The 15,008-nt window shown below is 34.3% G+C and carries 11 protein-coding genes; all 11 read right to left on the bottom strand.

Annotated features, from left to right (window positions below; translation table 11 throughout):
* Positions 1–8: 8 nt before the first annotated feature.
* Positions 9–461, bottom strand: a complete 453-nt coding sequence (nreA, locus tag ACW5YJ_RS04370; RefSeq protein ID WP_436957691.1) for a nitrate respiration regulation accessory nitrate sensor NreA — start codon at positions 459–461, stop codon at positions 9–11.
* Positions 462–475: 14 nt separating this feature from the next.
* Positions 476–1,153 (bottom strand): respiratory nitrate reductase subunit gamma, encoded by a 678-nt coding sequence (narI, locus tag ACW5YJ_RS04365; RefSeq protein WP_135091847.1) that lies wholly within the window; start codon positions 1,151–1,153, stop codon positions 476–478.
* Positions 1,146–1,721: a nitrate reductase molybdenum cofactor assembly chaperone gene (gene narJ, locus ACW5YJ_RS04360; protein ID WP_107551405.1), complete on the bottom strand. Its 576-nt coding sequence runs from the start codon at positions 1,719–1,721 to the stop codon at positions 1,146–1,148. Before narJ ends, narI begins: the two co-directional genes overlap by 8 nt.
* The gene (narH, locus tag ACW5YJ_RS04355) at positions 1,714–3,282 is read right to left on the bottom strand and encodes a nitrate reductase subunit beta (protein WP_457338531.1); all 1,569 of its coding nucleotides are present in this window, start codon (positions 3,280–3,282) and stop codon (positions 1,714–1,716) included. The genes narJ and narH overlap by 8 nt, the downstream gene beginning before the upstream one ends.
* On the bottom strand, positions 3,272–6,955 hold the full coding sequence (locus ACW5YJ_RS04350; protein ID WP_457338530.1) for a nitrate reductase subunit alpha: 3,684 nt from the start codon (positions 6,953–6,955) through the stop codon (positions 3,272–3,274). The genes narH and ACW5YJ_RS04350 overlap by 11 nt, the downstream gene beginning before the upstream one ends.
* A 248-nt stretch (positions 6,956–7,203) precedes the next feature.
* Positions 7,204–9,681 carry a YSIRK-targeted triacylglycerol lipase gene (gene lip / locus ACW5YJ_RS04345; RefSeq protein ID WP_457338529.1) on the bottom strand — a complete coding sequence of 826 codons (2,478 nt, stop codon included), beginning with the start codon at positions 9,679–9,681 and terminating at the stop codon, positions 7,204–7,206.
* Between the two features lie 352 nt (positions 9,682–10,033).
* Positions 10,034–10,990: a uroporphyrinogen-III C-methyltransferase gene (gene cobA / locus ACW5YJ_RS04340; RefSeq protein WP_107551522.1), complete on the bottom strand. Its 957-nt coding sequence runs from the start codon at positions 10,988–10,990 to the stop codon at positions 10,034–10,036.
* Positions 10,981–11,295 carry a nitrite reductase small subunit NirD gene (gene nirD, locus ACW5YJ_RS04335; protein ID WP_457338528.1) on the bottom strand — a complete coding sequence of 105 codons (315 nt, stop codon included), beginning with the start codon at positions 11,293–11,295 and terminating at the stop codon, positions 10,981–10,983. The genes cobA and nirD overlap by 10 nt, the downstream gene beginning before the upstream one ends.
* The gene (nirB, locus tag ACW5YJ_RS04330; RefSeq protein WP_107551521.1) at positions 11,292–13,703 is read right to left on the bottom strand and encodes a nitrite reductase large subunit NirB; all 2,412 of its coding nucleotides are present in this window, start codon (positions 13,701–13,703) and stop codon (positions 11,292–11,294) included. Before nirB ends, nirD begins: the two co-directional genes overlap by 4 nt.
* Positions 13,696–14,160, bottom strand: coding sequence for a precorrin-2 dehydrogenase/sirohydrochlorin ferrochelatase family protein (locus tag ACW5YJ_RS04325; RefSeq protein ID WP_017722749.1), 465 nt, complete (start codon positions 14,158–14,160; stop codon positions 13,696–13,698). The genes nirB and ACW5YJ_RS04325 overlap by 8 nt, the downstream gene beginning before the upstream one ends.
* On the bottom strand, positions 14,141–14,881 hold the full coding sequence (locus ACW5YJ_RS04320; protein WP_158262916.1) for a sirohydrochlorin chelatase: 741 nt from the start codon (positions 14,879–14,881) through the stop codon (positions 14,141–14,143). Before ACW5YJ_RS04320 ends, ACW5YJ_RS04325 begins: the two co-directional genes overlap by 20 nt.
* Between the last annotated feature and the right edge of the window lie 127 nt (positions 14,882–15,008).

Here is a 15,008-nt window from a genome sequence, read left to right as displayed (position 1 = left end):
ATAATCACCTAATCTTCTTCATTAAATATACCCAATTTACTTTTAAGTGATATGTTTTTATATGTTTTGGGCAAGGGTTGTTGATTTCGCTGACCTAGTAACAAAACACCATAAACTTTCTTTTCATACCATAATGGTATTGCAACCATAGCTGTTAATAACTCACAAAGAACGATAGGATATTTATGTTGTTCGTGTGAAGATAATAATTGCGCTACATTTTCTATCACCATACGCTTACCCGTCTTCATCACATTACCTGCTAATCCTTTTCCTTTGCGTAGTACAATTAATTTATAACGATTATTTAAATTTCCAGAGGCATAGCACCATTTAATTGGCGAAATATCACTTTCTTGCTCATAAAATGCGATTGCAGCAAAATCAAATCCTTCTTCGATTCGAATTGAGTCTAATATTGATTGGTAATTAATACTTTCTCTTAACGATAATGCATTCAACTTATCGCCTCCATTCAAACTTTATGTTTACGATAAATAATATAACTACGACTTGCATATGTGAGTGGCACACTCCATACATGCACGAGTCTAGTAAACGGCCAGAATGCCATAATAATAAAACCTAAAAGTATATGAGTTTTAAAAGCTAGCGGCACCTGTAACATCAAATCGGCATCTGGAGAAAATATAAATAATTGTCTAAACCAAACTGATATTGTTTCTCTATAATCAAATGATGGTGTCGTTGCGTTAGTTACTAGAGTTGCGTAGCATCCCATAAAAACAATTGCTAATAATAAGAAATTAACAATAATATCAGATGCTGAGCTTAATCTTCTAATATTTTTTTTGGTTACACGTCGTGCGGTTAATAACAACATACCGATCAATGTTATTATACCAAAAATACTTCCAATATAAACAGCTCCAATGTGGTATAAATGATCACTTACACCTACTGCTGTTAGCCAAGAAGCAGGAATAAGCAAACCTACTATATGTCCCATTGCTACAGGTATAATCCCCAAATGAAACATCAAACTTCCCCATTTAAGTTGTTTCTTTTCTATAAATTCACTTGATTTTGCGGTCCAAGAAAATTTATCAAACTTAAATCTAGCAAGATGTCCGAGGAAAAATATAGCTATACATAAATAGGGCATAATCACCCATAAGAATTGATTAAACATGTTGTTTCACCTCATTTACAGGCTCTATACAAGCTTTTAACGTCTCTCTTAATCCTTTTATCAAGAAATAATAAGGACTGTTTTGCTCTGCCAATTGATTTGCCATCGCATACGTGCCGTCTTCAATAATCATAATGACAAATTCAATGTTCCCTTTTGCTCGTGAATCGTTTTTCCACTGAGCAATATATAAAAATTCAAGCATTAATGGCAGAAAATCAGATAGTTCATTATCTGCCATTTTCAATCCAAACATTTCGTATAATACTTTTAATTTAGCTAGTAATTGTCCTCTTTCTTTTTGAGTATCAAATTTATTATATGTCATATAGAGTGGCGCAGTTTTATTAAAATCAAATGTATCGGAATACAATTGCTTTATTTGTAATAAACTTAATTCATACATTTGTTTACGATATTGAATTAAATCTTGGTATGCAGGATGTTCCATATGAATAACTTCTTCAAAAGTTTTAGGGTGCAATGTCAGCTTTTCTGGAAATGTTAATTGCTGTGCAAAGTATCCAAGTGCCTCTTGATGTTTATTAAAATGCGCTAAATTAATCACGGAAAATCCCTCCATAAAAATTATCATTATAGATTTCTTGTCCTGATTTTCCAGAAGAAGTAGTTACAGGAACACCACATCCTTCACAATTTGAGCCAAAGTATTCTCCTCCATATCCTTCGCTACCTTGTGCGCGATATGTGTCCATATATGCTTCTTTATGTGATGTAGGTATTACAAAACGGTCCTCATGTTTAGCAATTGCCAATAATCGATACATATCTTTAGTTTGTCTTTCTGATAACCCAAGTCTTGATAATCTATCTACATCAAATGCTTTATTTGTTACCTGTGCACGCATGTAACTTCTCATCATTGCCATGCGTTGTAATGCAGATTTCACTGGTTCCGTATCACCTGCTGTGAATAAGTTAGCCAAATATTGAATTGGCAACCTCATTTCTTCGATTGCTGGAAAAATCATATTGGGATTTCTATTCGCCTTTGCTGCAGTTTGTCCTTCAAAATAACTCATAATAGGGCTGAGTGGCGGACAATACCATACCATTGGCATCGTGCGATATTCTGGATGTAAAGGAAATGCCAATTTATATTCAATAGCCAATTTATAGACTGGAGAATTCTGAGCAGCTTCTATCCATTCTAATGAGACTCCATCTTTTTGTGCTTGTTCTATAACCGCTTCATCATAAGGATTCAAAAATAAATCCAATTGTTTTTCGTATAATTCTTGTTCATTTTCAGCTGTAGCAGCTTCTTCTACTCTATCAGCATCATAAAGTAATACACCTAAATAACGCATTCTGCCCGTGCACGTTTCTGAACATACCGTTGGCATCCCTGCCTCAATACGAGGAAAACAGAATGTACATTTCTCTGCTTTATTTGTTTTCCAGTTGAAATAAACTTTTTTGTATGGACAACCTGTCATACAATATCTCCAACCACGACAATCATCCTGATCTACAAGAACAATACCATCTTCGTCACGTTTATACATTGCTCCAGATGGACATGATGCTACACAACTTGGATTCAAACAATGTTCACATAATCTAGGTAAATACATCATAAATGTTTGATCAAATTGAAATTTAATATCTTCTTCAATACGTTTAATATTGGGGTCTTCTGGTCCTGTAACATGACCACCTGCCAAATCATCTTCCCAGTTTGGCCCCCATTCTAAGTTTAATTTATCACCTGAAATCAATGAATGTGCTGTAGCTACCGGAGAGTGATTTCCAGCTTTAGCTGTTGTAAGATTTTCATAATTATATGTCCAAGGCTCATAGTAATCTTTAATCACTGGCATATTAGGATTGTAAAATATTTTCCCTAAAGCAATTTTCGATAACTTACTTCCTGATTTCAGTTCTAATTTACCTTTTTTATTTAAATACCAACCGCCCTTATATCGCTCTTGATCTTCCCATTGTTTCGGATAACCAATACCAGGCTTCGTTTCTACGTTGTTAAACCACATATATTCCGCACCAGGACGGTTAGTCCACGTACTCTTACAAGTAACACTACACGTGTGGCAACCTATACATTTATCTAAATTTAACACCATTGCAATTTGCGCTTTAATCTTCAAGCCAGTCAACCTCCTTCAGCTTTCTCACCGCTACATAAACATCTCTTTGGTTCCCTATTGGTCCATAATAGTTAAAGTGATAACTAATTTGTGCATAACCTCCAACAAGTTGTGTTGGCTTTAAATGAATACGTGTTGGGGCATTATGTGAACCGCCTCTTGTGTCTGTTATTTGTGACCCTGGTGTTTCAATATGTTTATCTTGAGCATGATACATAAACATCGTGCCTCTTGGCATTCTATGAGATACTACTGCTCTTGCTGTTACAACACCATTTCGGTTATAGATTTCTAACCAATCATTATCTTTGATATCATGTCTTTCTGCATCCTCATTGGAAAGCCATACAGTTGGACCACCTCTAAATAAAGTCAACATATGTTGGTTATCTTGATAAGTGGAGTGGATATTCCATTTACCATGTGGTGTTAAATAGCGCAAGACAAGTGTACTTTCATCTCCCGTTACCTTTTTGTCTCTCGCACCGAATACCATTGGTGGTAAAGTTGGTTTATACACAGGTAAACTTTCACCGAATTGCTGGAACACTTCATGGTCAACGTAATAACTTTGTCGTCCTGTTAATGTTCTAAATGGAACTAATCGTTCTATATTAGTAGTAAATGGTGAATAACGTTTACCATTTTTATTTGAGCCCGGGAACACAGCTGTTGGAATGACTTCTCGCGGTTGAGCAGTTATATTTAAAAATGAAATTTTTTCTGATGCGCGTTCACTTGAAATATCTTTCAACGGCATACCTGTTTGTTGTTCTAAATCTTCATAGGATTTTTGTGATAACTTACCATTTGTAGCTGAAGATAAATTTAATACAACGTCTGCAGCTCGTCTTGCAGTATCCAATCTTGGTCTATTATTTTTTATGGAACCCTCGACTTCTTCATTCCATGTTCCAACCATGCTTTTTAACTCTTCATATTGTTCTGCTACTGAGTAACTTACTCCATGAGCCCCTATTTTACTTTTTTCTAATAAAGGTCCTACTGTAACGTATTTATCAAATATTTTAGTATAATCCCTATCGACTACTGCAAAACCTGGCATTGTTTTTCCAGGTATTGCTTCGATTTCACCCTTCGTCCAATCTTTAATTATGCCATTCACATTAGATATTTCTTGTTTTGAATCGTGTGCAAGTGGTGCTGTAACGACATCTTTATAAACACCTTTAAGATGTGTTTTAGCCATTTCTGATATTTCTTTACTCAATGTTTTAAAAATATCCCAATCTGAACGTGACTCCCATAATGGATCTATTGCCGGATTAAATGGGTGTACAAATGGGTGCATATCTGTAGATGATAAATCGTGTTTTTCATACCATGTTGCAGCAGGTAAGACAATATCTGAATACAATGGTGTGGATGTCATTCTAAAATCTAGGGATACAAGTAAATCCAGTTTTCCTTCTGTATCTTCTCTCCATTGAATTTCTTCTGGTTTCACATCTTCGTTTGGTTCAGCTAATAACCCTGACTTCGCACCGAGTAAATGTTTCATAAAGTATTCTTGTCCTTTAGCAGAACTTGATATTAAGTTAGAGCGCCAAAGGAACAATGTTTTTGGATGATTTTGTTTTGAATCTGGGTCTTCAATTGCAAACTTTGTTTCTCTAGACTTTACGGACTCAATCGCACGTTTCATAATTGCTTCATTATTAAATTCTCCAGCGTCTTTCGCTTCCTCACCAAAAGATAAACTGTTTCTATCAAATTGAGGATAAGATGGTAACCAACCACATCTAGCAGCTAAGACATTGTAATCAGCAGGATGTTGATGTTTAATATTTTCTGCCAATGGAGATTTCAAACTATCGATATTTGATTCTTCATATTTCCATTGGTCTGTTGCGAAGTAAAACCAACTTGTTCCATTTTGTAAACGTGGTGGCGCTTGCCAATCTTTAGCAAAAGCAATCGTATTCCACCCTTCAATTGGGCGACATTTTTCTTGTCCAACATAGTGTGCCCATCCGCCACCGTTCACTCCTTGACAGCCGCATAATAATACTAAATTCAAAATAGAGCGATAAATCGTGTCCGAATTAAACCAATGATTAATACCAGCTCCCATGATAATCATTGAACGCCCTTCGGTATCAATTGCATTTTGCGCAAACTCTCGGCCAACTTGGGTCACAACACTTTGTTTAACACCAGTAATTTTTTCTTGCCATGCAGGTGTATAATATGACGCTGGATCATCATATCCTGATGCCTCAAGTTCGTGATCAAAACGTTTCACACCATACTGACTCGTCATTAAATCAAATACAGTGGTAATATATTTCTCTTCACCATTTGCTAATTTAATCTTTTGCACAGCAATAGGACGCTCAAATATTCCATTACCTTCATTATTAAAAAATGGAAATTGTATGAGTCTTAATTCGTATTCCTCTTCAGCAAAACTCATTGCTGGATCAATTTGCTTACCTTCTTCATTTTCTAATTTCAGGTTCCATTGTTTGCCTTCTTCCCAACGCTGACCCATCGTACCATTTGGAACTGTTAATTGTTTTGCTAATTTATCGAAAATCACAGGTTTCCAGTCGCTATTTTCAGTATGCTCTCCTAGATCATGCGCACGTAGGAAACGCCCAGCTTTCAAGCCATTCTTATCTTCATCTAACATTAGGACAAATGGCATATCGGTATATTGTTTTGCGTAATTAATAAAATAGTCATTCGGTTTATTCACATAATGTTCTTGTAAAATAACATGCGTCATTGCTTGTGCGACTGCAGCGTCTGTTCCTGGATGCGGAGCTAACCAATTATCAGCAAATTTAACATTTTCTGCATAATCAGGCGCAACTGATACTACTTTTGTGCCTTTATAGCGAACTTCTGTCATAAAATGCGCATCTGGTGTTCTTGTTAATGGGACATTAGATCCCCACATCATAATATATGCTGCGTTGTACCAATCACTAGATTCTGGTACATCTGTTTGTTCACCCCATATTTGTGGAGAAGCAGGTGGTAAATCGGCATACCAGTCATAAAAGCTCAACATTTCCCCACCTAACAAACTCATAAAACGCGCGCCAGAAGCATAACTTAACATCGACATAGCTGGGATTGGTGTAAAACCAGCCAATCTATCGGGTCCATATTTCTTAATGGTATATATAATTTGAGCTGAAATGAGTTTTGACACATCTTTCCAATTTGTTCTTACTAACCCACCCTTACCTCTTGCTTGTTTATATATTTTAGCTTTTTCTTCATTTTCAACAATCGACGCCCAAGCAGCTATCGTATTATTTTGATGCGCTTCTAATGCTTCTGTCCACAACTCCCATAACTTACCACGAATATAAGGATAACGGATGCGTAAAGGACTATATTCATACCAAGAAAAAGATGCTCCTCTAGGACATCCGCGCGGTTCAAATTCAGGTAAATCCGGTCCACAACTAGGGTAATCTGTTTGCTGGTTTTCCCAAGTAATGACACCATTTTTCACAAATACCTTCCAGGAACAGGATCCTGTACAGTTCACACCATGTGTTGTTCTTACTACTTTGTCATGACTCCAACGTTCTCTATACATTTTTTCCCATTCACGGCTTTTACTTTCTAAGATTGACCAATCACCATTAAATTTTTCTGTTGGTTTAAAGAATTGCAATCCAAATTTTTTCATTTTATACATCCTCTCACATCATTCATGTATAATTTATATAGCATTCACAAATTTTGTATTTCTTTAATTCTTATAACCATTGTACATTTTTTCACAAAGTCTAAATATTAGGGATTTACCTATTTAGATAGAAGAATCCCCTAATAACTTTTCGAACATAAAAAAACTCCCATTACTCGTAATAATGATTACCATCATTACAAGTAAAGGAAGCTATTATCAAAATTTGTAAGTCATTTTTCTATTATTTATACGGCAACTGCTTGTTCTTCACGTGCCTCTACACGCATTAAATGGTCAATAATACCAGTATAAAATTCTTCAAGTTCTTGTCCTGTGCGTTTTCTATCAAGGTTATCAAGTCCTATGAAATCTACATGATCCCAATCTTTTTTAATTGGCATCACTTGCCAAACACCTTTTTCTGTAGCTTGCGTTAAATCTTGTACTTTTTTAGCGGGTTGTCCAGTTGGGCTTAATGCAGAAGTAACTGCTACGACACCATCATTTTCTTGCCAATCTTCTCTAGAATCTTTACCTATCAATTTACTTGTTAAATCCATTAGTCCAAACAAACCTCTATTAGGTCTGTGATGACCTAAACTATTTTTATGCGTTGCTTGTCCTGCAAAAGAAGTGTATACAATATTAGGGTTAACTGATGTATTTAAGTTCAAATCTTCTGCACCAAATGTTGTTAAATCTCTTGTAGCAACATCTTCAGTATTCCAAATCGGGCTATCTTTCAATCTATTTACATATTCTATATACGTTTCATTAGGTTGCTGTTCGAAGCCCCATTGTGAAAGTCCAAAATCAATTTTAGAATTTTTATTATTACCTAATTTCGCTATATCATTTAATATATTTTTGATGAAATTTTTATTTGCTAACTTATCAGAAGCCTGAGAGCCTTTATGTGGCGTTGCCAATGTTGTAATAGATGAAATCATATTATCTTTTTGCCCTTGGAATAATGGAGAAATTGTACCGCCATGTTGCTCATGATATTTAATTTCTTCTGGATTTCCAAAACGTAAAAATTGCTCAAGTAAACGAATCGTTTGTCCACCCATACTGTGACCAATTAGATGTACTTTCTGACCTGGTTTCCAATTTGGCATAACACCTTCGTATGTTTTACCGTATCTATTATGCCCGTATTTAGCAGCATGTGCTGCACCATAATCTACTTGACCACCTTTAATGTAGTGATATAACTCTACAGCACGACCATAGTTACTGCCAACTGCACTTATACTTGCTTCGTATACTTCATAACCTGCTTTTTCTAATGCTTCCTTTACTTTGTATTTCTTTCCACCCCAATAATTTGGATACAAATCTGGTTTATTACCATCCATTAATCCTAAGAAACCATGTACTAAGATAATTGGATATTTATTTACATGTACACCTTGTTCTGCTTTTTTAGCAGTTTTTAATAAAGATTCGACCTCAGCTTGTTGCACTTTAGAACGATTACGTGTTGTAGCTTGTTTATTTGCTTCGAAATCTTTTATTTTTGTTGGATCATTTTTAGACTCTTGCTTAACTTCATTTTTATTTGGATTAAAACCATTTTTTGTTTTTAAATTTTTTATCTTTTGTTCATTGCTATTTTCAGTATCCGTTTGAGTTTCTTCTTTTTCTACTTCTACTTTATTCGGGTATTCTTCTTTTTCTACTTCTGCTTTATTCGGAGCTTCTTCTTCTTTTTCTACTTCTGCTTTATTCGGGGCTTCTTCTTCTTTTTCTACTTCTGCTTTATTCGGGGCTTCTTCTTCTTTTTCTATTTCTGCTTTATTCGGGGCTTCTTCTTTTTCTACTTCTGCTTTATTTGGGGCTTCTTCTTCTTTTTCTATTTCTGCTTTATTCGGGGCTTCTTCTTCTTTTTCTACTTCTGCTTTATTTGGGGCTTCTTCTTCTTTTTCTATTTCTGCTTTATTCGAGGCTTCTTCTTCTTTTTCTACTTCTGCTTTATTCGGAGCTTCTTCTTCTTTTTCTACTTCTGCTTTATTCGGGGCTTCTTCTTCTTTTTCTACTTCTGCTTTATTCGGGGCTTCTTCTTCTTTTTCTACTTCTGCTTTATTCGGGGTTTCTTCTTCTTTTTCTACTTCTGCTTTATTCGGGGCTTCTTCTTCTTTTTCTACTTCTGCTTTATTCGGGGCTTCTTCTTCTTTTTCTACTTCTGCTTTATTCGGGGCTTCTTCTTCTTTTTCTACTTCTGCTTTATTCGGGGCTTCTTCTTCTTTTTCTACTTCTGCTATTTTATTTTCATTATCAACATCTGTTAACTGAATTTGATCAATATTTTGATTAACACTATTATTTTTTTCAATAGTTGTATTTTCTTTCTCTGTTGGCGCTTCTTGAATAGTAGGTGCCTTTTGTTTTACTAAGTCATTGTGAGATGTGGGAGATATTTCAGATGATTGCTGACTTAATTCTTCAGATGCATTACTTGATTCTAATTTAAAATTATTTTCAGAGGAGGCTTGTTTATCTTGGTTTGAATTTAAAGTATTATCTTTATCGTAGTTAATCGTTGTAATATTTTTTTCATTATTACTTTCTTGTGCATGATTCAATTCACTTGCTTCAGAAATATGTCCACTTGCTATAAAAAATGTTGCTGCTAATACTGAAACCGTTCCGACTGAATACTTTCTAATACTGAACCTTTGTACTTCTGTTTTTGTAGATTGTTTTTCATTTCTTTTCATTAAAATCACCTCATAGTATATTTTTTAAAACTACATCCCTTAAAATAAAATTGCTTACCCATTTAATAACTGTATATTTACAACTTAACACATTTTATATTGTAATAAATTAATTTAATGTAAAATTTCAATGACATTACTTTTATATTGTGTTAATATATTTAGTTTTTTTAAAATAATAAGACTTAATTTAAGGCCATTTTTATATAAATTAAAACCTTTAACCATCGCATTCAATCCGACTTATCTATCTACTATTAGTACAAATAAAAAATGACAAATTACTAACATAGTAATTTGTCATTTTTTATATCGCTCATTAAATTATGAAAGTGCAAAAAAATAGAATTGTCTAAGCTTGATAATTATCCATAAATATATGTTCATCAAATTGTAAATCTTTTTCCTGCTGTGCATAAAGTTTAAATTGAGATTTATGATAAGGCTGTTGGGAATCTATTTTAATCAAGCAATAATGTCCCGCTGCATATAATTCAAAAGCCTTTTCAATAGCTAAACTTCGCTTTCCAGCAATCAAATAATTTTTTCGTTTCGTATTATCAATGTTTCTAGACATTTCATTTGTCATATCCATGACTTTACCTATAATAATTATGCCTGGCGTCATTCCTAAATCTTGTTCTTCTACTTGTTTAATTATCGTAGTAAGTTGGCCAGAAATCATTTGTTCATTATAAGTAGACACATTATAAAAAATTGCTATAGGGAAATCTATTTTTGTTTCTTGATATATTTGTTTTACTATTTGAGCTAACCTTTTTATGCCCATATAAATAGCCAATGTGCCTCCGTGCATAAGACTGTGTAAATCAAGTGCCTCTACTTGCCCTTTACAGTGAGAAGCAGTTGTGAAAGTAATAGCTTTAGCAACATTTCTTGCAGTTAGCCCTATACCCATTTTCGCAGCCGCAGCACTAGCTGATGTAATACCTGGTACAATTTCAAAAGGGATTCCCTGTTCAGATAATGCCACGGCCTCTTCTTGTACTCTTCCAAATATTGCAGGGTCCCCACCTTTTAATCTGACTACACACGAATAACGTTGTGCCGCTAAAACGATTTGTTCATTTATTTCAGTTTGTTGTATATGCTTTTGGTAAGGTCGTTTTCCTACATCAATAATTTCAATTTCTGGTTTAGCTAATTGTAATATGAAAGGATTTACTAACCTATCGTAAAATATAATGTCTGCACTTCTTATCAATTGCTCAGCCTTTCTTGTTAAAAGTGTTGGGTCGCCTGGCCCCGCACCAACAAGATGCACTTTGCCTGATTCTACTAAATGCATATATAAACATCCTCATCGATAATTTCTACTTTATATACTTCTACACATCCTGTATCTGGTTCTTGTAAAATGCCAGTCTTTAAATCAATCTTTTGATCATGTAAGGGGCAATAGATAAAGTCACCACTCACTGTCCCTTCCGAAAGTGGCCCTTGTTTATGAGGACAAATATTATTAACTGCATGAATTTCACCATTAGCAGTTAAAAAGATACCTATTTCATGCTCTTTAACTCTTACTTTCTTTCCTATTAATGGCGTGAGTTCATCAACGCTCGCCACCTTTACTTTGTTCGTTGCTATCATACTTTCACTTCCTCCACTTCAAATATACTTTGTGCAAATTCATTATCTACAATCTGTCTCCACGGTTCACTGCGGACTGCTGCTTTAGCATCCATAATACGATCAAATAATTTTTGTTGTTTTTCTGGATCTAATAGTACTGTTTGTACATTTTCAAAGCCCAGTCTGTCTAACCAAGGCGCAGTACGCTCAGCATAATTTGCAGTTTCTCTATAATATTGCATCAATGCACCACATAATAAAATCACTTCATCTTCAGTTTCTACAGTAGTTAATTGCTGTCCAACGGTTACTTCTGTTCCACCGTTACCACCGATATATATTTGAAAACCGTTTTCCACACCAATGACACCAAAGTCCTTCACACCTGATTCTACGCAGCTTCTTGGACAACCAGACACGCCCATTTTAAACTTATGCGGTGTATCTATATACTCAAATGTTTTTTCTAACCTGATTCCTAGTTGTGTTGTATGTTGTGTACCAAATCGACAAAATGATTTTCCTACACAACTTTTAACTGAACGTGTCTTTTTACCATATGCAGAAGCAGAACGCATCTCTAAATCTTCCCAGACTTGTGGCAACAACTCTTTTCTTATACCGTATAAGCCGATACGTTGAGACCCTGTTACTTTCACTAATGGTACGTTATATTTTTTAGCTACTTCCCCTAATCTAATTAATTGATCTGCATCTGTAACACCACCACGCATTTGTGGAATTACAGAAAAAGTACCATCTTTTTGAATATTTGCATGATAACGTTCATTAGCAAATCTTGAAGCAATTTCATCTTCATGATCAAATGGATATACCATATTTAAATAGTAATTTAATGCTGGTCTACATTTAGGACATCCATCTTTATCTTTAAAGTTTAATTGATTTCTCACGTCTTCAGACGTTTTTAATTGTTTTGCTCTTATTTGCGTCACAATTTGATCACGTGTTAAATCAGTACATGCACAGATACCTGTAGGCTTAGCAGCAATGAAGTCATCACCTAATGTAAACTCTAATATTTGACCAATTTGTCCTTTACATTTACCACATGAGTTACCAGCTTTTGTCGTCTTTGTGACTTCTTCCACATTTGTTAGTCCGTTTGTTTTGATGGCTTCTACAATCGAACCTTTTGATACACCATTACAACCACAGATTGTTTCGTCGTCAGCCATATCTTCAATACTAAGTCCTGATGACTCACCACCTTTATGTAGTAGCGATACCATCGTATAATCATCAAGTAATTCTGATTTTTTCATCATGTTAAAGAAACGTGGTCCATCTTCAATGTCACCATATAATACTGAACCCACAATTACATTCTCTTTTAAAAACACTTTTTTATAATGTTTTTGTTGACTATCAAAAATTTCAATACCTCTAACATCTTTATCTTCAATAATATGTCCAGCACTATACAAATCACAACCTGAAACTTTTAATGAAGTAAATGTTGTAGAACCTTTGTAACCTTCCGTACTACGTCCTGTTAAATAATCAGCTAGAACTTTTCCTTGTTCGTATAAAGGAGCAACTAATCCATATACTTTTCCATCATGTTCTGCACACTCACCTACAGCGAAAATAGCTGAGTCATTAGTTTGCATATAATCATTTACCTGAATACCTCTATTTACCTCAAGCCCACTTTCTTTAGCAACTTCCGTAAATGGTCTTATCCCGACAGCCATAACTACTAAGTCCGCTTCCAACGTTGTCCCATCTGATAGTTCAATACCTGTCACATCTTCATCACCAAGTATGGCACTTGTACTTGCTTGTAATTTAAAGTTCATACCTTGTGCTTCTAAATCTTCTTTTAACAGTTCTCCTGCTTTTTTATCAAGTTGCATTTCCATTAACCACTCCGCTAAGTGAACAACAGTAACCTCCATGCCTTGATCCATTAATCCTCTCGCACATTCTAACCCGAGTAATCCTCCACCAATCACAATTGCGTTTTTTTTGGATTGCGCTATTTCAATCATACGTTCAGTATCTTCAATAGTACGCCAACCAATTACACTTGGTAATGTTGAACCAGTTATTGGTAATACAAATGCTTTTGAACCAGTAGCAAATATACATACATCATATTCAAATTTACATCCCGCTTTTGTTGTTACATATTTTAATGCACGATTAACTTCTACAACAGTATCACCGGTAACAAGTTGTATATGATTTTCTTTATACCAATCGTAGCTATTCATAATAGTTTCTTCCACTGTCATTTTCTTTTGTAAAATATTCGACAACATGATTCGGTTATAGTTAGGGTAGGGTTCTTTGCCAATTATTGTTATTTCATACTTTTCTGCATCCCGTTCTAATACTTCTTCTATCGTACGTAACCCTGCCATACCATTACCGATCATTACTAATTTTTTCTTAGTCATGTTTATCCTCCTTATAAGCCTCTGTTAAATAAGTTTGTATTGCTTGTGATATTTGCTTCACTTTTACACAATCATTTCCATTTGATCTCAAACAAATTTTTATATCTTCAAATTCTATCTCCAACATATTAAAGAAATCGGACTGTCTCTGATCACTTGCATGATTAACAAGTTGGTGCTCCTTTGCATCTATTTTTATTTGGTCATTAACCTTTGAATCATCAGTAGCAGCTATAATCAAAGATGCATTTTTAATATCATTTTTGTCATAACATTTTGTTAATAGCTTTACTTTAGGATGTTCAATCTCAAAAAATTGAGGTAAAAATTTTTTACTAATAATCATTACTGAACAAGCATCTTCTTTTAATATTTGCATTAGTTTTCTATATGCAATCTTGCCTCCACCTATAATGACAATTTGTTTATTGGTTACGTTAAGTTGAATAGGATACATTTGCTAATTCCTCAATTTCTTGTATTCTGTCTTCTATTATTGCTAAAAGCTCATTATTAAAATTAATCACATCGCTATAATAAACACGCGACGCTATATTTAATTGGCTAATTTCTTTTTTTATTTTATTTACTAAAAAGCCGTTATAAAGAAAAACGGGCACAATCAATATACTTTCACCTTTATTTAAATACTGTTCTAAGTGCAATTGATAGCTATAGTCGCCATACACTGTCATCATCTGTATTGGTGTATTAAAGCCATTACAATCGTTCATTAATTTTTTTAACGCGTAATCTGGTTCTTTATAATAAGAACTTCCATGTGCAATCAAAATAATTCTGTTTACATGACCTGCTGATACTAAAGTATTAGCAATCCGCCTGTTAATAATGTTCGGCAGTTCTCTATGTGTGCCCAATGGTTGTGCAATATTGCTTCTAATATGAGGATGGTCGCTTTTCAAGGATTTCAAAACTGATGGTATATCATGTAAATAATGTTTTGCCGGAAACAACAACAGAGGAATGATATTAAATTCAAAATATCCTTGTCGTATTAAATTGCTCATGACAACTTTCAAATTGCGCGTTTCACACTCTAAAAATGCAATATATACATGTCTGTGTTTTGACATCATCAATTGTTTTACAAATTCATAAATTATGTTGTTTTGTTTACCTTTTCGCATGCCATGTATTACTAAAATATTTTCAGCCATTCCCTCACCACCCATCTTATACTTGCATTGTAATACAAATCTACGAACGAATGTGAATATATTCACATTTATATATAAAAATAGGGAATCCCCTTATACCTAAGATAAAAGGATTCCCTGACATATA

The sequence above is a fragment of the Staphylococcus sp. mip270_02 genome (assembly GCF_054031535.1).
Note: the sequence above shows the minus strand (reverse complement) of the source record. Positions and strands in the feature narration are given on the sequence as shown.

Bases quoted from the DNA above. Each gene is read 5' to 3' on its own strand.
- nirB (WP_107551521.1), bottom strand. From the start codon at position 13,703: ATGACTAAGAAAAAATTAGTAATGATCGGTAATGGTATGGCAGGGTTA.
- ACW5YJ_RS04320 (WP_158262916.1), bottom strand. From the start codon at position 14,881: ATGGCTGAAAATATTTTAGTAATACATGGCATGCGAAAAGGTAAACAA.
- cobA (WP_107551522.1), bottom strand. From the start codon at position 10,990: ATGCATTTAGTAGAATCAGGCAAAGTGCATCTTGTTGGTGCGGGGCCA.
- narI (WP_135091847.1), bottom strand. From the start codon at position 1,153: ATGTTTAATCAATTCTTATGGGTGATTATGCCCTATTTATGTATAGCT.
- ACW5YJ_RS04325 (WP_017722749.1), bottom strand. From the start codon at position 14,160: ATGTATCCTATTCAACTTAACGTAACCAATAAACAAATTGTCATTATA.
- nirD (WP_457338528.1), bottom strand. From the start codon at position 11,295: ATGATAGCAACGAACAAAGTAAAGGTGGCGAGCGTTGATGAACTCACG.
- lip (WP_457338529.1), bottom strand. From the start codon at position 9,681: ATGAAAAGAAATGAAAAACAATCTACAAAAACAGAAGTACAAAGGTTC.
- ACW5YJ_RS04350 (WP_457338530.1), bottom strand. From the start codon at position 6,955: ATGAAAAAATTTGGATTGCAATTCTTTAAACCAACAGAAAAATTTAAT.